Genomic DNA, 20270 nt, shown 5'->3' with positions numbered 1-20270 from the left:
TTGCTCTGGCTGCTTGTCGGTGGGGCCACTGGTGGTCAGTTCTTTCCGTCAAAGGGTCTGAGATCAGCGTACTCAGGACTGGTTACTGCTCGTATTGTCATCCTTCCCCGTGTCGGAGATGTCTGCGGTCGAACCGGTGGCGCCGTCCTGTCGCGCCTCCTCGACCGGAGTGACGATCCGGCCGATCGCCGCCTTGACCCAGCGGGTCTCCACACCCGGCGCCACCTCCAGGACGACATCCTCCTCCTCGAAGCGGACGACGGTGCCGAAGAGACCGGTGGTGGTCATCACCCGGGCGCCGGGCGTGAGCGAGTTCTGCATCCGGACCATCTCCTGCTGCCGCTTGCGCTGCGGGCGGATCAGCAGGAAGTAGAAGACCACTACCAGCAAGATCAGTGGCACGAACGTCCCAAGCGAGCCGCTATCCACGGGGGCCACCCTTCCATTAGGTGATAGAGCCGGCATGATGCCGGAGGTTCTGAGCGCATTCCGCGCGGCCGGCGATACGCAGACGGCGTCAGCGTAAGCGGCCAGTCAAGCCACGCAGTGTATGCGAGCCGTTCAAAGCCCGGCAACGAACTCACGATCCGGCACACGGGAAAGTTCCGCTTTCGGCCGGTTTGAAATCGTTCTGTGATCCCAACCCGGTGTCGCTTCGCGAGTCTGGGCGTACGCCGTCCCTTTTTCGTTCCCCGGATGCACGGTTTGGCACCCGTACGGCTCAGCCCTCGCCGAGCAGACCCGGGATCGCGCCGGCGCCGAAGGCGTCAGGAGGCGGAGTCAGACCGAGATGCGCCCAGGCGGACGCGGTGGCCACCCGGCCCCTCGGCGTGCGGGCCAGCAGCCCCTGCCGGACGAGGAACGGCTCGGCGACGACCTCCACGGTCTCGGGCTCCTCCCCCACCGCGACGGCCAGCGTGGACAACCCGACCGGGCCGCCGCCGAACTTACGCAGCAGCGCGTCGAGCACCGCGCGGTCGAGCCGGTCGAGGCCCTCAGCGTCCACCTCGTACAGGTTGAGCGCGGCCGCGGCGACATCCCGTGTGATCACGCCTTCCGCCCGCACCTCGGCGAAGTCGCGCACCCGCCGCAGCAGCCGGTTGGCGATCCGGGGCGTGCCGCGCGACCGGCGCGCGATCTCGTGCGCGCTTTCCGGGGGCAGCTCGACCGACAGCAGCCGGGCGGAGCGGCACAGCACCCGTTCGAGCTCGGCCACCTCGTAGAAGTCCATGTGCGCTGTGAAGCCGAACCGGTCACGCAGCGGCGCCGGCAGCAGACCGGCCCGGGTCGTCGCGCCGACCAGCGTGAACGGCGCGATGTCCAGCGGGATCGAGGTCGCCCCCGGGCCCTTGCCGACGACGATGTCGACCCGGAAGTCCTCCATCGCGAGATAGAGCATCTCCTCGGCCGGCCGGGCCATGCGGTGGATCTCGTCGACGAACAGCACCTCGCCCTCCGACAGCGTCGAGAGGATCGCGGCGAGGTCGCCGGCGCGTTCCAGCGCCGGCCCCGACGTCATCCGCAGCGGCGCCCCGAGCTCGGCCGCGATGATCATGGCGAGGGTGGTCTTCCCGAGCCCGGGCCCCCCGCTCATCAGCACGTGGTCCGGCGGCCTGCTGCGGCGCAGTGCGCTCTCCAGCACCAGCGACAGCTGTTCGCGCACCCGGCCCTGCCCGATGAACTCGTCGAGGCGCTTGGGCCGCAGCGCCGCCTCGATCATCCGCTCGTCGCCCTCGGGCTCCGGCGAAACGAGATCCCGCTCGATGCTCACCGGCGCCTCACCTGACGCTCAGTGCGCGGAGGGCGGACTTGAGCAACGCGGCGACATCGGGTGCGCGCCCGGCGGCCGTGGCGGCCTCGGCCTCGGGCGCCACGGCGGCCAGCGCCTCGTCGGCGTCCCTGGCCGGGTAGCCGAGCCCGACCAGCCCCGAGTGGACCTGCTCGCGCCAGGCGGCGGCGCCGGCTGCGACGCGGGGGCCGGCGGCGGGCACCCCGTCGGGGGCGCCGAGTCTGTCCTTGAGTTCGAGCACGATGCGCTGCGCCCCCTTCTGCCCGATGCCCGGCACCATGGTCAGCGCCTTGAGGTCGGCGCTCGCCACCGCCACCCGTAGCGCGTCGGGGGTGTGCACAGCGAGCATGGCCAGGGCGAGCCGGGGCCCGACGCCGCTCGCGGTCTGCAGCAGCTCGAAGACCCTCCGCTCGTCGTCGGTGGCGAAGCCGTACAAGGTGAGCGAATCCTCGCGCACGACCAGCGTGGTGGACAGCCGGGCCGGCTCGCCGGCACGCAGCCCGGCCAGCGTCCCCGGGGTGCAGTGCACGAGCACCCCGACGCCGCCCACCTCGATCACCGCGTGGTCCGGCCCGATCATCGCCACCGGTCCCGCCACGGATGCGATCATCGCTGCGCTCCCTTCGATCGCCCGGCCCCGGCCTGCCCGGTCCCGGGTCGCACGGTCCTGCCGGAGCGCGCCTGGGCGAGCGCCTCGGTCAGGCGGTTCTGCACGCCGCCCCGCCAGACGTGGCAGATCGCCAGCGCGAGCGCGTCCGCGGCGTCGGCGGGCCGGGGCGGGGCGTCGAGCCGCAGCAGCCGGGTCACCATCGCGCCGACCTGCTTCTTGTCGGCGTTGCCGTTGCCGGTGATCGCCGCCTTGACCTCGCTCGGGGTGTGCAGGGCGACCGGCAGGCCACGCCGGGCCGCGCAGACGATCGCCACCGCGGCCGCCTGCGCCGTCCCCATCACGGTCCGCACGTTGTGCTGGGCGAACACGCGCTCCACCGCCACGGCGTCGGGCCGGACCTCGTCCAGCCACCGATCGATGCCGGCCTCTATCGCGACGAGGCGCGGCCCGATGTCGTCTTCTGGGGGAGTGCGCACCACGCCCACCGCCACGAGGCTCAGCGGCGCGCCGGGGCGGCCCTCGACGGCGCCGAGGCCGCATCTGGTGAGCCCGGGGTCCACTCCGAGCACCCGCAGCGCAGACAACCGCACGCCCGCCGCCTCCTCCTCGCGTCACCGCCGAACACGTGTTCGGCGTCGAACTCTACCCCGATCATCGCCCCGGCGCGCGGATCAGAAGTAGTCGATCATGTACGGATCGCAGTTGAATGCGGTGTCGAGCGCGGCGTCGGAATCGGGCGAACCGCCACTGAGCCGGCCGGTGCGGCGGAGCGTCGCCGTCGGGACCCCGGCGAACAGCGCGGACAGACCCCCGATCGTGAACCGCGGGGCGGCGGGCTGATCCGTGCCGCGCAGCCGGGCGGCCGACCCCGTTCCGGCCTCGGCCCGCAGCCGCCAGAGCCCGGAGTTGGCGGGGCGCTGCGGATCCTCGACCTCGACGACGGCGTCGAGCGAGGCGCCGACGGGGTAGCCCCGCGCCGCGACGGCGGCCGGAAGGTCGATCACGCGGAGCATCCAGCGGGTCTGTGCGACCTCGTCGCTCGACCGCTCCCGCAGCAGCCACAGGACGGGGTCGTACGGTTCCACGCACGCCCTGACCGACTCGACGATCGAGGAAGCGGTGCCGACGAGCGACCACAGCGCCCGCGCCGTGTCCTCGGATCCGGCCACGAGGTTGTCCACCCGGATGTCGCGCCCGCTCCAGCGGTAGGTCAGGTAGCCGTCGGCCGCCAGGTAGCAGAAGTCGTCCTTGTCGGCCAGCCGGCCCCGCCAGGTGCGCTCGTCGGCGACCAGCGGCCCGTCGGCCCGCGTGGCGGCGTAGACCCGGTTCAGCACCGCGATGACCTCGGGCGCGTCGTCCGGGCCCATCCGGCGCAGCTTGACGTCGGCGCCGCCGCGCAGCGTGCGCAGCGCCTCGGCCGGCAGGGTCGCGATGTACTGCGCGCCGGCGTGCTCCCAGCCCAGGCTCCGGTAGAGCGGCGTGGTGGCCGGATACAGCGCGGAGACGGCGTGCCCCAGCTCGGCCGCGCGGTCGATGACCGCGCGCATGAGCCGTCCGCCCACACCGCGGCCCCGGTCCTCCGGTGAGACGGTCACGCTCGCCACGCCGCCCATCGAGACCGGCCGTCCGTGCCACCACTGCGTGTAGGGGTTGATGCGGGCGGTGCCCATGAGTCTCGCCGCGTCGAAGGCGCCGAGGTAGCGCCCCTCCGGCAGCATCGGCATGACCATCTCACGCCAGAGTCCGGCATCGCTCGCCGAGAGGGGACCGAATGCGCGGGTGCGGTTGTCGAGCACCGCGTCCAGGTGATCGGGGGTCAGCTCACGAATCTCCACAAGCGGCAGATGCTATGCCGCCCGTGCCGTTCCCGCCACCGCGACACCGCGCCGCGCCCCATGGCGATCACGGCCGGGTCCGGCGCCGCGCTCCGGATGTCGGCGCTGTGCTGGTACGTATGGATCCAGCCGGGTGGGCCGGAATCGGGCGCCTCCCGCGCCGCCGGCGGCTAGACCTCGAGCTTCTCCATGACGTCGTCGCTGACGTCGAAGTTGGCCCAGACGTTCTGCACGTCGTCGCTGTCCTCCAGCGCGTCGATGAGGCGGAAGACCTTGCGCGCGCCCTCCTCGTCGAGCGGCACGTTCATCGTCGGCAGGAAACTCGCCTCGGCCGACTCGTAGTCGATGCCGGCCTCCTGCAGCGCCTTGCGCACCGGCACCAGGTCGCCGGCCTCGGACACGACCTCGAAGGTCTCACCGAGGTCGTTGACCTCCTCGGCGCCCGCGTCCAGGACCGCCATGAGCACGTCGTCCTCGTTCAGCGAGCCCTTCGGAACGATCACCACGCCCTTGCGGTTGAACATGTACGACACGGACCCGGGGTCGGCCAGGGAGCCGCCGTTGCGGGTGAGCGCGACGCGGACCTCCGAGGCCGCGCGGTTGCGGTTGTCGGTGAGACACTCGATCAGGATCGCGACGCCGCCGGGGCCGTACCCCTCGTACATGATGGTCTGCCAGTCGGCGCCGCCGGCCTCCAGGCCGCCGCCGCGCTTGCGCGCCCGCTCGATGTTCTCGATCGGGACGGAGTTCTTCCTGGCCTTGAAGATCGCATCGAACAGGGTCGGGTTGCCGTCCGGGTCGGGGCCGCCGGTCCTGGCGGCGACCTCGATGTTCTTGATGAGCTTGGCGAACAGCTTGCCGCGCTTGGAGTCGAGCGCCGCCTTCTTGTGTTTGGTCGTCGCCCATTTCGAGTGGCCGGACATCGCGTTTAGAGCTCCCTCAGCATGTCGACAAAGTACGAATGGACTCGCAAGTCACCGGTCAGCTCCGGATGGAAGGACGTCGCGAGCAGCGGTCCCTGCCGGACCGCGACGATCCTACTCCCCGTCCGGCAGAGCACCTTAACATCCGCACCGACCGACTCGACCCACGGCGCGCGGATGAACACCGCGCGGACCGTCCCGCGCCCGGCGAAGTCGAGGTCGGCCTCGAAGGAGTCCACCTGGCGGCCGAACGCGTTGCGGCGCACCACCATGTCGATCCCGCCGAGCGTCTGCTGGCCCTCGATGCCGCCCTCGACGCGGTCGGCCAGCATGATCATTCCGGCACAGGAGCCGTACGCCGGCATGCCCTCCTTGATCCGCAGCCTGAGCGGTTCCAGCAGCCCGAACGCGGCGGCGAGCTTCCACATCGCGGTGGACTCCCCACCGGGGATGACCAGCCCGTCGACGGCGTCGAGCTCCTCCGGGCGGCGCACGGCGGTCGCCCGGGCGCCGCAGGCCGCCAGGGCGCGTACGTGCTCGCGGACGTCGCCCTGGAGGGCGAGCACACCGATCTTCGGGGCGTCGGGTGCGATCTCGGCTGTCGCCGTGGTCACCAGCCACGCTCTGCGAGGCGGTGCGGGACGGGGATGTCGTCCACGTTGATGCCCACCATGGCCTCGCCCAGGCCGCGCGACACCTTGGCGATCACGTCCGGGTCGTCGTGGAAGGTCGTGGCCTTGACGATGGCCGCTGCGCGCTTGGCCGGGTCGCCCGACTTGAAGATGCCCGAGCCGACGAACACGCCCTCGGCGCCGAGCTGCATCATCATGGCGGCGTCGGCCGGGGTCGCGATGCCGCCCGCGGTGAACAGCACCACCGGCAGCTTCCCGTTCTTCGCGACCTCGGCGACCAGGTCGTACGGCGCCTGCAGCTCCTTGGCCGCGACGTACAGCTCGTCCTCGGGCAGCGAGGACAGGCGCTTGATCTCGGCCCGGATGGTCCGCATGTGGGTGACGGCGTTGGACACGTCGCCGGTCCCGGCCTCGCCCTTGGAACGGATCATCGCGGCGCCCTCGGTGATGCGGCGCAGCGCCTCGCCGAGGTTGGTGGCCCCGCACACGAACGGGACGGTGAAGCGCCACTTGTCGATGTGGTTCGCGTAGTCGGCGGGCGTGAGCACCTCGGACTCGTCGATGTAGTCGACGCCCAGCGACTGCAGCAGCTGAGCCTCGACGAAGTGCCCGATCCTGGCCTTGGCCATGACGGGGATCGACACGGCGGCGATGATGCCGTCGATCATGTCGGGGTCGCTCATCCTGGAAACCCCGCCCTGGGCGCGGATGTCGGCGGGAACGCGCTCAAGCGCCATGACGGCGACGGCTCCGGCGTCCTCAGCGATTTTTGCCTGATCCGGGGTGACGACGTCCATGATCACCCCGCCCTTGAGCATCTCGGCCATCCCGCGCTTTACGCGCGCGGTGCCGACGGCGGTGGTCTCGTTGACTTCGGGGGCGCTGCTGGACACGGTCCTACCTCACGATGGGGCTACGGATTCCCCTCCATGTTAGGTCTTGTCCGTCGGCTGTTCGCCCCCCGCCCGGCTGCTCCACCCCGGCGAATCCGATAACGCCTTTGGTCCGCTCCGTACAACCGCTCCGTACGATCCGGGGATGACGGCGCGGCAGGGGCTTCCCGCCGGCGAACACCGCCCCGGCGCGGCACGCCCGGCCGCCGCGCAGGATCACTCCGGTGCCCTCGCCCACCGTGTGGACGAGCGGGATCGTCTCGGTACGCGCCGAGCGGGCGAAGGCCGGCACGGCGCACCCGGCGTCGAACCCCTCCGCCGGGCGCGGCCGCATCCGCCGGTCAGCATGCGGCCATCTCAGCCATGGGTCCGAGGCGGCGTTCCCCCCTCGGCATGGCCGCTCCCCGCGCTCGTCAGGATCGCGCCGGCGACGACCTCGAAGAGACGATCGGCGCGTGGCGCGAGCGCGGGTTGATCGCCGAGCCACGCGAGCATGGCCACCAGCGCGAACAAATCCGCGCCGTCGATATCGCTCCGTGCCACGCCGGCGGCCTGGGCACGGGTGAGGAGCCGCGCACCGGCCGCGCGCACGCTGACGCACGAAGCATGGAGTGCGGAGTCGGGGTCCTCGATGGCGGCTGCCATCAGTACGGTCACGCCCCGATACTCGGTCGTCCACGCGACGCAGTCGCGCAGCCACGAAACGAGAGCGTCTTCGGGCGATCTCGACGTCTCGAACTCGCCCGCCCTCGCCGTCAGTTCGTCGAAGCTCGTGCGGAGCAGGGCATCGAGCAGCGCTTCGCGTGTCGGGAAGTGCCGCAGCAGCGTCGCGAGCCCGACATCCGCCCTGCGCGCGATGCCGCGCAGTGGCACGTCCACGCCCTGCTCGGCGATGGCGGCGCCCGCTACTGCGAGCAGGTGGTCGCGGTTCTTCCTGGCGTCGGCCCGCATCCGTCCCTCTTGACTATCCGGATCAGTGGTCCATATATTCGGATCAGCGGTCCACATATCTGGGTCGCTGATCCGAATAAGCGTATCCCTCAGCACTGACAGGAGAAAACGATGCCGCCACGCACGATGAGGGCAGTCCGGCTCCATGAGTACGGCGGCCCTGACGTCCTGCGTTACGACGAGGTGCCGATCCCCGAGCCGGGGCCGGGCGAGGTGCTCGTTCGCGTTCACGCCGCCGGCGTCAATCCTCCGGACCGGTACCTGCGCGGCGGGCACACCAGGGTTCCCGGGGAGACGGAGTCGACGGTCCGCCTGCCGGTGATTCCGGGGACGGACATATCGGGCGTCGTCGAGGCCGTCGCCGCGGACGTGGAGGGCCTCGCCACAGGTGACGAGGTCTTCGGTCTTCTGCGTTTTCCCAGCTTCGACGGCAGCGCGTACGCCGAGTACGTGGCCGCACCCGCGGCGGACCTCGCACGCAAGCCGGCCGGCATCGACCACGTGCACGCCGCCGGGGCCCCCATGTCCGGGCTCACCGCGTGGCAGTTCCTGATCGAGCTCGGACACGATCACCCCTCGCCCTTCCAGGAGGCACGGCATCGGCCGACGGCACTCGACGCCGGCACGACGGTGCTCGTCAACGGCGCCGCGGGCGGCGTCGGGCACTTCGCGCTACAGCTGGCGAAGTGGAAGGGCGCACATGTCATCGCGGTGGCATCGGGCGCGCACGAGTCGTTCCTGCGCGAGCTCGGCGCCGACCGGTTCATCGACTACACCCGGAGCCGTCCCGAGGAACTCGTGCACGACGTCGACCTCGTTCTCGACGCCGTCGGCGGCCCCGGCAGCAAGCGCTTCCTGCGCACGCTCAAGCACGGCGGCTCCCAGTTCCCGGTGCTTCCCGGCGACTTCGACGAAGAAGAGATCGCGAAGCTCGGCGTCACGGTCTCGAGCACCCAGGTCCGCTCGAACGGCGCGCAGCTCGCCGAGCTGGGGCGCCTGCTCGACGCCGGCACGGTCCGCGTCGCGATCGACAGCACGTTCACGCTCGCGGACGCCCGGGCGGCGCACGAACACGCCGCCCGAGGGCACCTCCAGGGCAAGATCGTACTCACGGCCGCCTAGAGCATGGTCACGTGATGTCACCGGTGTCCGGTCGTGACGCCGCCTTACGGGGCGATCGGTTTCTTGCTGGCGAGCACCACCCAGACCTGACCTCGGGCGAACGGCATGGGGCTGCCGTCCGCCGTCGTGAAGGTCGTGCCCTCCTCCTCCGAGGGCCGCGACCAGCGCACACGGTAGGCCTGGCCGTCCCGCAGGACCACCCCGGTGCCCTTGCCCACGGTGTGGACGAGCGGGGTGTAGCTGCCGGTGAAGTCGTGGAACTGGGAGCGCTCGGTCTTGACCCACTGGATGACGATGGTGGGCGCGCCCTGCTGGCCGCCCTCCGCCGCCATGTCCTTCTTGCCGTCCTGTGTGATCAGCCAGCGCTTGTGCCGCTCTGACCAGTTGAAGGTGAACTGGGCGGCGGGATATCTGACCGACACCTTCTTCTGCGGCGTGCCCCCGGGAGGCGGCTCGTCGGAGAACGTGAAGCCGATGTCAGCGGCCTTGCTCGCCCGCGGCGTCTTCGCCAGCAGCTTCTTGGGGGTCGCGAACAGGTTGTACGGCGCGTAGCGGCCGGGTGCCCGGAAGTACGCCCCGGGCGCGCTGCTGTCGGAGGCGTCGAACAGCGGGGCCTGCTGGACGAACGGGATCATCTTGGTCTGCACGCCGGAGTAGGCGAAGGCCGGCTTGCCGAACATCGGGATGATGTGCAGGTCGGAGATGCGGGCGCTGCGGACCGGGCCGACCTGGGCGGGCAGCTTCGACGAGAAGATCGCCATGAGCCGGGTCAGGCCGCCCTCGACCTGCTCGACGTAGACGATGTCGGCGCTGCGCACGCCCATCTGCGGTTTGCCCGCCGAGGTGTTCTCGATCTTCACGGCCAGCACCGGCCGGCGCTGCTCCACGGGCCTGCCGGTGAACGGATGCTCCGGGGGCGGCGTCGGGGACGGAGCCGGCTCCGGAGCCTCCGCCTGGGCCTGCTTTCCGGCGCCGTCGTCGGAGGAGCACGCGGCCCCGGTGAGCACTACCGCCGTGGCCAGCGTGAAGCGGATCACTGCCCGCACCGTGAGCTCCTCCCGATCACCGGACCGTGTGATTATGACAGGGGCCACGAGCTTACCGGCGAATCGTCACATCTCTCCCATCGACCGGGTAACAACGACCATGGTCGATCTACTCGGCCGACAGCGACTCCGGCGGGGCGTCGTCGATGTCGAAGAAGACGGGGTAGTCGGTGTGCCCGGCGAGCCGCAACGTGCGGGCCAGCCAGCGGCGCTGAGCCGTACGCGTGATCGAGACCGCGTCGTTGTAGAACCGGCGGGAGTAGACGACCTTGGCGACGGCGGTGTCCAGTTCCGTCAGCAGCGCGGCGCCCATCGGACGCTCGGCCAGCTTCTCGCGGAACCGCTCCTGGTCGACCATCGCCCGCAGCGTCTTCGACAGGTCGCTCTCGGCGTGCTCCCGCTCGTCCGGCCCTGCCGTACGGGCCTCGTGTGCGGCGGCGGCGAGCACCAGCGAGGCGGCGGGGTCGAGGATGCGCGAGCCCGCGAGTTCGAGACAGACGGCGGCGCGGCGGAGCAGGGCGGCGTCGAGGGCCGCCTGCGCGGTCTCCAGCCGGATGTGCAGGCGGTCCAGCCGGCCGGCCCGCCAGGAGATGTAGACGCCGACGAGCACGGCCAGCCCGACGAGCGCGATCACCACGGTCAGCGTGGTCACAGGACGTCCTCCTCGACGCCGGCCGCCGAGTGCGTGACGGTCTCGTACACGCGCACCACGTCACGGGCGACCGTCGACCAGTCGTACTTGCGCACCGCCTGGCGCGCCTCGTCGGAGAGCTTGGCGCGGCGCCCGGGGTCGTCCAGCAGACGGGCGGCCTCCTCCGCGAGCACGCCCGCGTCGCCGGTCGCGAACAGCGCCCCGGCCTGGCCGTCCCCGAGAACGCGGCGGAAGGCGGGGATGTCGCTGGCCAGGATCGGCGCCCCCGCCGACATGGCCTCGGTGAGCACGATGCCGAAGCTCTCCCCGCCCAGGTTGGGCGCGCAGAAGACGTCCACCGAGTGGTAGGCGCGCACCTTGTCGGCCTCGCTCACCATGCCGAGCAGCCCGATCCGGTCCCGGTGCGCCCTGGACACCCGGCCGAGCACGTCGTCCGGGTCGCCGGGACCGGCGATCAGCAGCCGGAGGGACGGCCGCCGCGGCGCGAGGATCTCGAACGCCTCCAGCAGCACGGACAGGCCCTTGCGCGGCTCGTCCATCCGGCCGAGGAACCCGATGACGCCGCCGTCGGGGCCCCAGCCGGGCAGCGGCTCGCCCTCGGCGTACCTGCTCACGGTCACGCCGTTGGGGATCAGCACGGCGTCGCCGCCGAGGTGCTCCACCAGGGTCTTGCGCGCCGCGTCGGACACCGCGATCCTGGCGGTGATCTTCTCCAGCGCGCTCTGCAGCATCGGCGCGGCCACCGACATCGCCCGGGAGCGCTCATAGGACGCGTGGAAGGTCGCGACGATCGGCCCGCGCGCCACCCAGCAGGCCAGCACGCCGAGCGAGGGGATGGCCGGCTCGTGGACGTGCAGCACGTCGAACCGGCCCTCTCCGATCCATCTGCGCACCCGGTTGGCCGACAGGAAGCCGAACGCCAGCCGTGCCACCGACCCGTTGTACGGCACGGGCACGGCCCGGCCGGCCGAGGTCACGTAGGACGGCATGGCGGCGTCGTCGGCCGCCGGGGCGATGACGGACACCTGGTGCCCGTCCGCGATGAGCGCCTCGGCGAGATCCCTGATGTGGGCCTGTACGCCTCCCGGGACCTCCCAGGTGTAGGGACAGACGATGCCGATCCTCATGATGCGCTCTCAGGCCGGGGCTCCAGGTCGTCGAGCCAGAGGCGCTGAAGCATGTGCCAGTCCTCCGGGTGCTCGGCGATGCCCTTCTCGAAGGCGACCGCCAACGCCTGCGTCATCACGGCGACCTTCTCCTGCCTGGTGCCCTCGGCGGGCACCGGGATCTCCTCATGGATCCGGATGCCCCAGCCGTCGCCCTCGAACCACAGCGTCGCCGGCAGCAGCGCGGCCCCCGTCTGGATCGCCAGCAGCGCCGGGCCGGGGACCATGCGGGTCTTCGCGCCGAAGAACTCGACCTCCACGCCGGAGGCGGTGAGGTCGCGCTCAGCGGGCAGGCACACCGGGCGACCCTCGCGCAGGCGCTTGGCGAGCGTGCCGAACGCCATCGCGCTGCCGCCGTCCCTGGCCGTGAGCGGCAGGACCTCCATGCCCAGCCGCCGCCGGTAGTCGACGAACCGGTCGAACAGCGACTCGGGCTTCAGCCGCTCGGCGACGGTGGTGAACGGGTGGCCCTTGTGCACCAGCCAGGCGCCGCCGAGGTCGTAGTTGCCCATGTGCGGCAGTGCCACGACGACCCCGCGGCCCTCGGCCAGGTTGTCGAAGATGCCCTCGGCTCCGACGGCGTGGGTGCGGGTCAGGATCCGCTCCCGGTCGAAGGAGGCGAAGCGGAACAGCTCCATCCAGTAGCGGAAGTAGGACCGCATCCCGGCGCGGGCGAGCGCCCGCACGGCGGGGTCGGCCGCCGGGGCGCCCGTGCCGGGCGCGGCGACGGCGGCCGCGGTGCCGGGCGGCCGTCTGCCGAGCACCCGGGCCAGGTTGGCCTCCAGGCGCAGCACCGATTTGCCGCGTCTGCGCCACAGGACGTCGGCGAGTGCGCGGAAGAACGATGCGGCCACCCGCTCGGGCACGTGCCGTACGACGGTCCAGCCCAGCGTGAACGAGGCCGCCACGACCCGGTCGCCCAGCGGGATGCGTGGCCGGGCGGGCGGTCCCGCCGTGCCGTTCATCGGACCACCGCCTGTCTGTAGACGTGCACCATCCGCTGGACCACCGTGATCGCGCTCGCCGCCGCGAGCAGCCAGAGCCCGACGGCCAGGATGTACGGCACGCCGAGGCCGGACAGCCCGGCCGCGACCAGGATGACCGCGATCCGTTCCCCACGCTCGGCGATGCCGACGTTGGCCTCCATCCCGAGACCCTCGGCACGCGCCTTGGCGTAGGAGACCAATGTTCCCGCGACGAGGCAGAACAGCGCGACGGCCGCGAGGAGGATCTCCGGCTCATCCCTCAGGACGAAGTACATGATCAGACCGGAGAAGATCGCGGCGTCGCCGAAGCGGTCGAGCGTGGAGTCCAGGAAGGCGCCCCACCTGCTCGGCTTGCCCGTCATCCGGGCGAGCACGCCGTCCAGCAGATCGGCGAGGACGAAGAACGTGATGGCGAGCGACCCCGCGAAGAGATGACCGGCCGGGTAGAAGACCAGGGCAGAGATCACCACCCCGAGGGTGCCGATCGTCGTGATCACATCGGGTGACACGCCGCGGTTGGCGAGGGCTCGCCCCAGCGGGGTCAGGACTCGGGTGACGGCGGGGCGCAGGACGTTCAACATCGCGGTTCGATCGTAGGCCATGAACACGATCGGCAGGTCGCGGGCACATTGGACCCGAAAGTCTTGTGATCTCCGCCACATGGGTAAAGGCTGAAGAACAAGCGCCCGCGTGGACAAGCGAGGGCGGGCCCCGGGCGCGGGACAGCGACGGCGGAGCGGCCGACGCGGGATGGGCGCGGGTGCCTGCCGCGCGCCCGTCCCGGACCGCTCAGGAGATGCGGGAGGCGATGTGGCCGAGAGATCAACCGGCGCGACCGCAGGGGCCGCGGGCAGGGTACCCGCGGCCGATCGGCCGGACATGGTACGCAATGTCGTGCTGGTCGGCCATTCCGGTGCCGGCAAGACGACCCTGATAGAGGCGCTGCTCGCGGAGACCGGCGTCATCCAGCGCATCGGCCGGGTCGAGGACGGGACCACGGTGTGCGACTTCGACGAGGTGGAGATGCGCCAGCAGCGCTCCGTCAACCTCTGCGCCGCCCCGGCCGTGTACAACGGCATCAAGATCAACTTCCTGGACACGCCCGGGTACGCCGATTTCGTCGGAGACCTGCGAGCCGGGCTGCGCGCCGCCGACGCCGCGCTGTTCGTCATCTCGGCGGCCGAGGGCGTCGACGGGCTGACGCGGATGCTCTGGGAGGAGTGCGCCCTCGTGGGCATGCCGCGCGCCGTGGTCATCACGAAGATCGATCACCAGCGCGCCGACTTCGACGAGGTTCTCGCGGGCTGTCAGGACGCGTTCGGCGACGGCGTCGCGCCGCTCTACCTGCCGGTGAACGGCACGGGCCTGCTCGGGCTGCTCTCCCGGCGGTTCTTCGACTACGCGGGCGGCACGCGTGTGGAGCGGGATCCGGACCAGGGGCGGCTCGAGCTCATCGAGCAGTACCGCGGCGACCTCATCGAGGGGATCATCCAGGAGAGCGAGGACGAGTCCCTCATGGACCGTTACCTCTCCGGGGAGGAGATCGACAGCAAGGTGCTGATCGATGACCTGGAGAAGGCCGTGGCCAGGGGCGGCTTCCACCCGGTCCTCGCCACCGCGCCGGGAGTCGGCATGCGCGAGATCCTCGAGGTCGTCACGCAGGGATTCCCCTCGCCGCCGGAGCGTCCGCTGCCCGCGGTCACGACGATCGACGGCAGGCCGGTCGCCGATCTGGGCGCCGACCCGGACGGCCCGCTGGTGGCGGAGATCGTCAAGACCACGAGCGATCCGTACGTCGGCCGGATCAGCCTGGTCCGCGTCTTCTCCGGCACGCTCACGCCCGACATGACCGTGCACGTGTCCGGCCACGGACTGGCCGAGCGCGGGCACGAGGACCACGACCTCGACGAGCGCATCGGCGTGCTCGGCTCGCCTCTGGGAAAGACCCAGCGGCCGGTGGCCAAGTGCGTGGCCGGCGACATCTGCGCCATCGCCAAGCTCTCCCGGGCGGAGACCGGCGACACCCTGTCCAGCAGGGACGAGCCGCTGCTCATGACGGCCTGGACGATGCCGGAGCCGCTGCTGCCGGTCGCGATCCGGGCGAAGTCGAAGGCCGACGAGGACAAGCTCAGCCAGGCTCTGGCCCGCCTGGTCGCCGAGGACCCGACGCTGCGGCTGGAGAACAACGCCGAGACCCACCAGCTCGTGCTGTGGTGCATGGGCGAGGCACACGCCGACGTCCTGCTTGATCGGCTGGCCAAGCGGCACGGCGTCGAGGTGGAGAAGGTGGACCTGCGGGTTCCGCTGCGCGAGACGTTCGGCGGCAAGGCCCAGGCCATGGGCCGCAACGTCAAGCAGACCGGCGGCCACGGACAGTACGCGATCTGCCACATCGAGGTGGAGCCGCTGCCGCCGGGCTCCGGGCTGGAGTTCGTGGACAAGATCGTCGGCGGCGTCGTGCCCCGCCAGTTCATCCCGTCGGTGGAGAAGGGCGTGCGTGCGCAGATGGAGCGGGGGGTCCTCGCCGGATATCCCGTCGTCGACATCCGGGTGACGCTCTACGACGGCAAGGCACACTCGGTCGACTCCTCCGACATGGCCTTCCAGATCGCCGGACAGCTCGCGCTGAAGGAGGCCGCCGCCAAGGTCCAGACGCTGCTGCTCGAACCGGTCGACGAGGTCTCGGTCCTGGTCGCCGATGAGTTCGTCGGCGCCGTCATGTCCGACCTCTCGTCACGCCGCGGCCGGGTCCTCGGCACCGAGCCGGTGGGCGGTGCGTCCGACGGGGCCGGCGGGCGGACGCTGGTGCGGGCCGAGGTGCCCCAGCTGGAGATCACCAGGTATGCGATCGACCTCCGGTCGATGTCCCACGGGACGGGCAGCTTCACCAGAACGTTCCTGCGCTACGAGCCGCTGCCCGCGCACCTCGCCGAGAAGGTCGCAGCGGCCTCGTAGTGAGGGGCCTCCCCGGGCGCCGGGGTTTGGTACGGCCGGCGTCCGGGCAGTCCCAGCGGGTGAGCCCCGTCACACAGGCCTCGATAGGCACAGGTCACAGGCGGCGGATTTCACTTCTTGGCCGAATCCGGCATTTACCGATGCCACACTGGACGTCCGGACATGTCGGCATTTCGGGGAGGGGCGCCACATGACCGATCGGGGTCACCGCCGTATCGGCCGCCCGCTGATCGCCACCACGGCCATCGCGCTGCTCACGGGCACGGCCGCGTACACCTTCGGGCCCGACGCGCGGGCAGAGCAGGGAGCCCGGGGATCGGCCGCCGCGGCCAAGACCACGGCCAAAACCGGGGGCAGAACCGGGGGCAAGGCGACGCAGGCGCGTTCGTCCGCCGCCGCTTCCTGCCCCACCAGCGCGCGCTTCCCCAAGCGGCAGCTGCGCGGCGTGTGGATCGCCACGGTGCGCAACCTCGACTGGCCGTCCCGGCCCGGCCTGAGCCGGGACCGGCAGCGCGCCGAATACCTGCGGATCCTCGACAACGCGGTCAAGCGGCGGCTGAACGCGGTGTTCGTCCAGGTGCGGCCGGCCTCCGACGCGCTCTACCGGTCATCGCTCGAACCCTGGTCGCAGTGGCTGACCGGCACGGCGGGCAGGGACCCGGGATGGGACCCGCTGCCGTTCCTGGTGGAGGAGGCGCACAAGCGCGGCCTGGAGTTCCACGCCTGGTTCAACCCGTACCGGGCAGCGGAGTCGGCCGCGTCCGAGCTGCCGCCCGGCCACCCGGCCCGGAGCCACCCCGACTGGACCGTCAAGCACGAGGGCGGCCTCTACTACAACCCCGGCCTCCCCCAGGTCAGGGACTGGGTGACCCGTGTCGTGACCGACGTGGTGCGGCGCTACGACGTGGACGGCGTCCACTTCGACGACTACTTCTACCCCTATCCGGGGAAGGGCACGCGGTTCGCCGACCAGGCCGCGTTCAAGAAGTACGGCAACGGCATGAAGCTGGCCGACTGGCGGCGCGACAACGTGAACAAGCTGGTGGGCCAGGTGTCGGCCGCGGTGCGCGAGGCCAAGCCGTACGTGAAGTTCGGCATCAGCCCCTTCGGGATCTGGCGCAACAAGAAGGAGGATCCCAGCGGTTCGAACACCAGCGGAATGTCCGCCTATGACAGCATTTATGCGGACGCGAAGGCGTGGATCAAGGCGCGCAGCGTGGACTACGTCATGCCCCAGCTCTACTGGCCGCGCGGGTTCTCCGCCGCCGCCTACGAAGAGCTCCTGCCCTGGTGGGCCGGCGCGGTCAAGGGCACCGGCGTGGACCTCTACATCGGACAGGCGCTCTACCGCGTGGGCAGCGCCGACACCCCGGCCTGGCGGAAGGCGGGCGAGCTACCCTCCCATCTCACCCTGAACCGGAAATATCCCGAGGTCGGGGGCGATGTCTACTTCAGCGCCCGATATCTCGTCTCCAATCCCCTGTCGGTCCTCGATCGGATCGTGTCCCAGCACTACCAGAGGCCGGCCCTGCTCCCCCTGCCCGAGCGGTTCGAGGCCAAGCCGCCGGCCGCACCTCGCGGGGTGCGACACGCGAACGGCACGCTCAGCTGGGAGGCCCGGCCGGACGCACGGGCGTACGCCGTCTATCGGGCGCCCGCCGGCAAGACCGGCGGCGCGGCGGCCGCGGCGAGCAGTGCCTGTGTCACCGCCGACGCCCGCAACCTCGTGGCGATCGTCCCGGCGAGCGACGCCCCCTCCTACGCCGCCGGCGGCTCCGGCGCCTACTACGTGACCACCCTCGACCGCCTCGGCAACGAAAGCACCCCGGCCCCCGCCCGGTGATCGCCACGGCCCCGGCGGCCTGCCGCTCAGCTGGGCCAGGCGCCGGCGATGAGATCGCGGGTGTCGCGCAGAAGCTGGGGCAGGACCCGGGTGTGCCCCACCACGGGCATGAAGTTGGTGTCACCGCCCCACCGGGGCACGATGTGCTGGTGCAGGTGGGCGGCGATGCCCGCGCCCGCGACGCCGCCCAGGTTCATCCCCACGTTGAACCCCTGCGCGCCGCTCACCTTGCGCAGCGCCAGGGTCGACCGCTTGGTGAACTCCGCCAGTTCCATGGTCTCGGCGCCGTCCAGGTCCGCGTAGTCGGCCACGTGGCGGTACGGGCAGACCATCAGGTGGCCGGAGTTGTACGGATAGAGGTTGAGCAGGACGAAAACGGCGGAGCCGCGGGCGATGATCAACCCGTCCTCGTCGGAGAGCTTCGGGATCTCGCAGAAGGGGCAGCCGTCGTCCTTTCCCGACCCGGTGGGCTTGTTCTCGCCCTTGATGTAGGCCATGCGGTGGGGGGTCCACAACCGCTGGAAGTTGTCGGGATCCCCCGCACCGGCCTGCTCGATCGGCTCTGAATCCACGGTCGCCCTCTCCTCCACTCCCGGTGCACGCGGCTGCCGTCGGCAGCAGGATATGACTCGCGATCCGGCATACGGCCGCCGGTACGGCCTCCCCTGACGCAGAACGGAACGGTGACTCCGCCGACGCCGTACCACGGCAGCGGTCCAGGGCCGATCCTGCCGGTACGGCCACGCGGAGCCGTACCGGCAGGGGCCGGGGCGTCAGACCTGGATGCGGCGCTCGACGGCATCGACGATCTCCGCGACGGCCTGGTCGATCGGGACGCCGTTCTTCTGCTCGCCGCTGCGGTAACGGAACGACACGGCGCCCGCCGCTATGTCGTCGTCGCCGGCCAGCAGCATGAACGGCACCTTGGCCTTCTGCGCGTTGCGGATCTTCTTCTGCATCCGGTCGTCGGAGGCGTCCACCTCCACCCGGATTCCCCGCTCACGCAGTCGCTTGGCCACGTCCTGCAGGTACGGCACGTGCGCGTCGGAGATCGGGATGCCGACGGCCTGCACCGGCGCGAGCCACGGGGGGAAAGCGCCGGCGTAGTGCTCGACCAGGACGCCGAAGAACCGCTCGATCGAGCCGAACAGCGCGCGATGGATCATGACGGGCTGCTGACGGCCGCCGTCGGACGACTGGTATTCGAGCTCGAACAGCTGCGGCAGGTTGAAGTCGAGCTGGATGGTCGACATCTGCCAGGTCCTGCCGATGGCGTCCCGCGCCTGCACCGAGATCTTCGGGCCGTAGAAGGCCGCGCCGCCCGGGTCGAGCACCAGGTCCAGCTTCTCGGACTCGGCGACCTCGCGCAGGGTCGCCGTGGCCTCCTCCCACACATCGTCGGAGCCGACGAACTTCTCCGGGTCCTTGGTGGACAGCTCCAGATAGAAGTCGTCGAGGCCGTAGTCGCGCAGCAGGTCGAGCACGAACCGCAGCAGCGACTTGAGCTCGTCGCGCATCTGCCCCTTGGTGCAGTAGATGTGCGCGTCGTCCTGGGTGAGGCCGCGCACCCGGGTCAGGCCGTGCACCACACCGGACTTCTCGTACCGGTAGACCGTGCCGAACTCGAACAGCCGCAGCGGCAGCTCGCGATAGGACCGCCCGCGCGACCTGAAGATCAGGTTGTGCATCGGGCAGTTCATCGGCTTCAGGTAGTAGCGTGCGCCCTCCAGCTCCATGGGCGGGAACATGCCGTCGGCGTACCAGTCCAGGTGGCCGGAGATCTTGTAGAGGTTCTCCTTGGTGATGTGCGGGGTGTTGACGAACGAGTAGCCCGCCTCCTCGTGCCTGCGGCGCGAGTAGTCCTCCATCACCCGGCGGACGATGCCGCCCTTGGGGTGGAAGACCGGCAGGCCGGAGCCCAGCTCGTCGGGGAAGGAGAACAGGTCGAGCTCGGCGCCGAGCTTGCGGTGGTCGCGCTTCTCGGCCTCCGCCAGGAAGTTCAGGTACTCGTCCTGCTTCTCGCGCGACTCCCACGCGGTGCCGTAGATGCGCTGGAGCTGCGGGTTCTTCTCACTGCCCCGCCAGTAGGCCCCGCCCGACCGCATCAGCTTGAACGCCGGAATGACCCGGGTGCTCGGCAGGTGCGGCCCGCGGCAGAGGTCCTTCCAGCACAGCTCGCCCGACTTCGGGTCGAGGTTGTCGTAGATGGTGAGCTGCCCGGCGCCCACCTCCACGTCAGCGCCCTCGGCCGACTCGGCCGCGCCGCCCTTCAGCCCGATCAGCTCCAGCTTGTACGGCTCGGCCGCCAGCTCCTCGCGTGCCTCCTCGTCGCTCACCGGCCGCCGCCGGAAGGTCTGGGCCTGCTTGACGATCTCGCGCATCCGCTTCTCGATGCGCTTGAGGTCGTCGGGGGTGAACGGCTCGGCCACGTCGAAGTCGTAGTAGAAGCCGTTGTCCACGGGCGGGCCGATGCCGAGCCTGGCCTCCGGGAAGATCTCCTGTACGGCCTGGGCCATGACGTGGGCGGTCGAGTGGCGCAGGATCGCCCGGCCGTCGGGGCTGTCGACGGCGATCGGCTCGACGACGTCGCCGTCGGCGACCGGGGCGGCCAGGTCACGCGGCGCACCGTTGATCATCGCGGCGATGACCGACCGGCCGTCGGCGCCGAGCGCCTCCCCGGCCGTCGTGCCCGCCGCCACCACACGCTCGGCTCCGGCGAGGGTGATGCGTATTTCGAGGGCGGCAGACACGGTGGCTCCTTCAGCTGGCATTCATGCGCGTTCGCGCGAAAACGGATTCGCTGACTCACCCCGTCCGGCACAGGCCTCCGGGAGATCCAGGGCCGGCGGGACTCCAGGCTTCGATGC

19 protein-coding genes are annotated in these 20270 nt (G+C 70.9%); 3 read left to right on the top strand and 16 right to left on the bottom strand.

Going from position 1 to position 20270, the window contains the following annotated elements:
* Positions 1–72: 72 nt before the first annotated feature.
* From yajC to ACQP1K_RS11600, 9 genes are all read right to left on the bottom strand, one after another.
* Positions 73–465, bottom strand: a complete 393-nt coding sequence (gene yajC / locus ACQP1K_RS11640; RefSeq protein ID WP_433500890.1) for a preprotein translocase subunit YajC — start codon at positions 463–465, stop codon at positions 73–75.
* A gap of 256 nt (positions 466–721) precedes the next feature.
* Positions 722–1720 (bottom strand): Holliday junction branch migration DNA helicase RuvB, encoded by a 999-nt coding sequence (gene ruvB / locus ACQP1K_RS11635; protein ID WP_433501538.1) that lies wholly within the window; start codon positions 1718–1720, stop codon positions 722–724.
* 58 nt (positions 1721–1778) lie between these two features.
* Positions 1779–2399 (bottom strand): Holliday junction branch migration protein RuvA, encoded by a 621-nt coding sequence (ruvA, locus tag ACQP1K_RS11630; RefSeq protein ID WP_433500889.1) that lies wholly within the window; start codon positions 2397–2399, stop codon positions 1779–1781.
* Entirely contained in the window at positions 2396–2974 is a 579-nt protein-coding gene (ruvC, locus tag ACQP1K_RS11625) for a crossover junction endodeoxyribonuclease RuvC (protein WP_433501537.1), read from the bottom strand. The genes ruvA and ruvC overlap by 4 nt, the downstream gene beginning before the upstream one ends.
* A gap of 96 nt (positions 2975–3070) precedes the next feature.
* A complete protein-coding gene (locus ACQP1K_RS11620) occupies positions 3071–4234 on the bottom strand; it encodes a GNAT family N-acetyltransferase (RefSeq protein WP_433500888.1) in 1164 nt (387 codons plus the stop codon).
* Positions 4235–4404: 170 nt separating this feature from the next.
* A complete protein-coding gene (locus tag ACQP1K_RS11615; RefSeq protein WP_433500887.1) occupies positions 4405–5157 on the bottom strand; it encodes a YebC/PmpR family DNA-binding transcriptional regulator in 753 nt (250 codons plus the stop codon).
* Positions 5158–5162: 5 nt separating this feature from the next.
* The gene (pdxT, locus tag ACQP1K_RS11610) at positions 5163–5771 is read right to left on the bottom strand and encodes a pyridoxal 5'-phosphate synthase glutaminase subunit PdxT (protein WP_433500886.1); all 609 of its coding nucleotides are present in this window, start codon (positions 5769–5771) and stop codon (positions 5163–5165) included.
* Positions 5768–6682, bottom strand: a complete 915-nt coding sequence (gene pdxS / locus ACQP1K_RS11605) for a pyridoxal 5'-phosphate synthase lyase subunit PdxS (protein ID WP_433500885.1) — start codon at positions 6680–6682, stop codon at positions 5768–5770. The genes pdxT and pdxS overlap by 4 nt, the downstream gene beginning before the upstream one ends.
* A 357-nt stretch (positions 6683–7039) precedes the next feature.
* Positions 7040–7633: a TetR/AcrR family transcriptional regulator gene (locus ACQP1K_RS11600; protein ID WP_433500884.1), complete on the bottom strand. Its 594-nt coding sequence runs from the start codon at positions 7631–7633 to the stop codon at positions 7040–7042.
* Between the two features lie 111 nt (positions 7634–7744).
* Here ACQP1K_RS11600 and ACQP1K_RS11595 point away from each other — a divergent pair, with 111 nt between their 5' ends.
* Positions 7745–8755: an NADP-dependent oxidoreductase gene (locus tag ACQP1K_RS11595; protein ID WP_433500883.1), complete on the top strand. Its 1011-nt coding sequence runs from the start codon at positions 7745–7747 to the stop codon at positions 8753–8755.
* 44 nt (positions 8756–8799) lie between these two features.
* Here the strand turns inward: ACQP1K_RS11595 and ACQP1K_RS11590 are convergent, their stop codons facing one another.
* The 5 genes from ACQP1K_RS11590 to pgsA form a co-directional block, all read right to left on the bottom strand.
* A complete protein-coding gene (locus ACQP1K_RS11590) occupies positions 8800–9801 on the bottom strand; it encodes a DUF3048 domain-containing protein (RefSeq protein WP_433500882.1) in 1002 nt (333 codons plus the stop codon).
* Between the two features lie 109 nt (positions 9802–9910).
* Positions 9911–10453, bottom strand: coding sequence for a hypothetical protein (locus ACQP1K_RS11585; protein WP_433500881.1), 543 nt, complete (start codon positions 10451–10453; stop codon positions 9911–9913).
* Positions 10450–11580, bottom strand: a complete 1131-nt coding sequence (locus tag ACQP1K_RS11580; protein ID WP_433500880.1) for a glycosyltransferase family 4 protein — start codon at positions 11578–11580, stop codon at positions 10450–10452. Before ACQP1K_RS11580 ends, ACQP1K_RS11585 begins: the two co-directional genes overlap by 4 nt.
* Positions 11577–12584: a phosphatidylinositol mannoside acyltransferase gene (locus ACQP1K_RS11575; RefSeq protein WP_433500879.1), complete on the bottom strand. Its 1008-nt coding sequence runs from the start codon at positions 12582–12584 to the stop codon at positions 11577–11579. The genes ACQP1K_RS11580 and ACQP1K_RS11575 overlap by 4 nt, the downstream gene beginning before the upstream one ends.
* Positions 12581–13186 (bottom strand): phosphatidylinositol phosphate synthase, encoded by a 606-nt coding sequence (gene pgsA / locus ACQP1K_RS11570; RefSeq protein WP_433501536.1) that lies wholly within the window; start codon positions 13184–13186, stop codon positions 12581–12583. The genes ACQP1K_RS11575 and pgsA overlap by 4 nt, the downstream gene beginning before the upstream one ends.
* 229 nt (positions 13187–13415) lie before the next feature.
* Here pgsA and ACQP1K_RS11565 point away from each other — a divergent pair, with 229 nt between their 5' ends.
* Positions 13416–15560, top strand: a complete 2145-nt coding sequence (locus ACQP1K_RS11565) for an elongation factor G-like protein EF-G2 (protein ID WP_433500878.1) — start codon at positions 13416–13418, stop codon at positions 15558–15560.
* Between the two features lie 190 nt (positions 15561–15750).
* Entirely contained in the window at positions 15751–17403 is a 1653-nt protein-coding gene (locus ACQP1K_RS11560) for a glycoside hydrolase family 10 protein (protein ID WP_433500877.1), read from the top strand.
* 26 nt (positions 17404–17429) lie between these two features.
* On the opposite strand, the gene ACQP1K_RS11555 is transcribed toward ACQP1K_RS11560, so the two are convergent.
* Positions 17430–17975, bottom strand: coding sequence for an HIT family protein (locus ACQP1K_RS11555; protein WP_433500876.1), 546 nt, complete (start codon positions 17973–17975; stop codon positions 17430–17432).
* Positions 17976–18176: 201 nt separating this feature from the next.
* Positions 18177–20153, bottom strand: a complete 1977-nt coding sequence (gene thrS, locus ACQP1K_RS11550) for a threonine--tRNA ligase (protein WP_433500875.1) — start codon at positions 20151–20153, stop codon at positions 18177–18179.
* Positions 20154–20270 lie beyond the last annotated feature (117 nt).

The sequence above is a fragment of the Sphaerimonospora sp. CA-214678 genome (assembly GCF_050942215.1).
Taxonomy (GTDB): domain Bacteria; phylum Actinomycetota; class Actinomycetes; order Streptosporangiales; family Streptosporangiaceae; genus Sphaerimonospora.
Note: the sequence above shows the minus strand (reverse complement) of the source record. Positions and strands in the feature narration are given on the sequence as shown.

Bases quoted from the DNA above. Each gene is read 5' to 3' on its own strand.
- ACQP1K_RS11600 (WP_433500884.1), bottom strand. From the start codon at position 7,633: ATGCGGGCCGACGCCAGGAAGAACCGCGACCACCTGCTCGCAGTAGCG.
- yajC (WP_433500890.1), bottom strand. From the start codon at position 465: ATGCCGGCTCTATCACCTAATGGAAGGGTGGCCCCCGTGGATAGCGGC.
- ruvA (WP_433500889.1), bottom strand. From the start codon at position 2,399: ATGATCGCATCCGTGGCGGGACCGGTGGCGATGATCGGGCCGGACCAC.
- pgsA (WP_433501536.1), bottom strand. From the start codon at position 13,186: ATGTTGAACGTCCTGCGCCCCGCCGTCACCCGAGTCCTGACCCCGCTG.
- ruvB (WP_433501538.1), bottom strand. From the start codon at position 1,720: ATGATCGAGGCGGCGCTGCGGCCCAAGCGCCTCGACGAGTTCATCGGG.
- ACQP1K_RS11615 (WP_433500887.1), bottom strand. From the start codon at position 5,157: ATGTCCGGCCACTCGAAATGGGCGACGACCAAACACAAGAAGGCGGCG.
- ACQP1K_RS11560 (WP_433500877.1), top strand. From the start codon at position 15,751: ATGACCGATCGGGGTCACCGCCGTATCGGCCGCCCGCTGATCGCCACC.
- ACQP1K_RS11575 (WP_433500879.1), bottom strand. From the start codon at position 12,584: ATGAACGGCACGGCGGGACCGCCCGCCCGGCCACGCATCCCGCTGGGC.
- ACQP1K_RS11595 (WP_433500883.1), top strand. From the start codon at position 7,745: ATGCCGCCACGCACGATGAGGGCAGTCCGGCTCCATGAGTACGGCGGC.
- ACQP1K_RS11580 (WP_433500880.1), bottom strand. From the start codon at position 11,580: ATGAGGATCGGCATCGTCTGTCCCTACACCTGGGAGGTCCCGGGAGGC.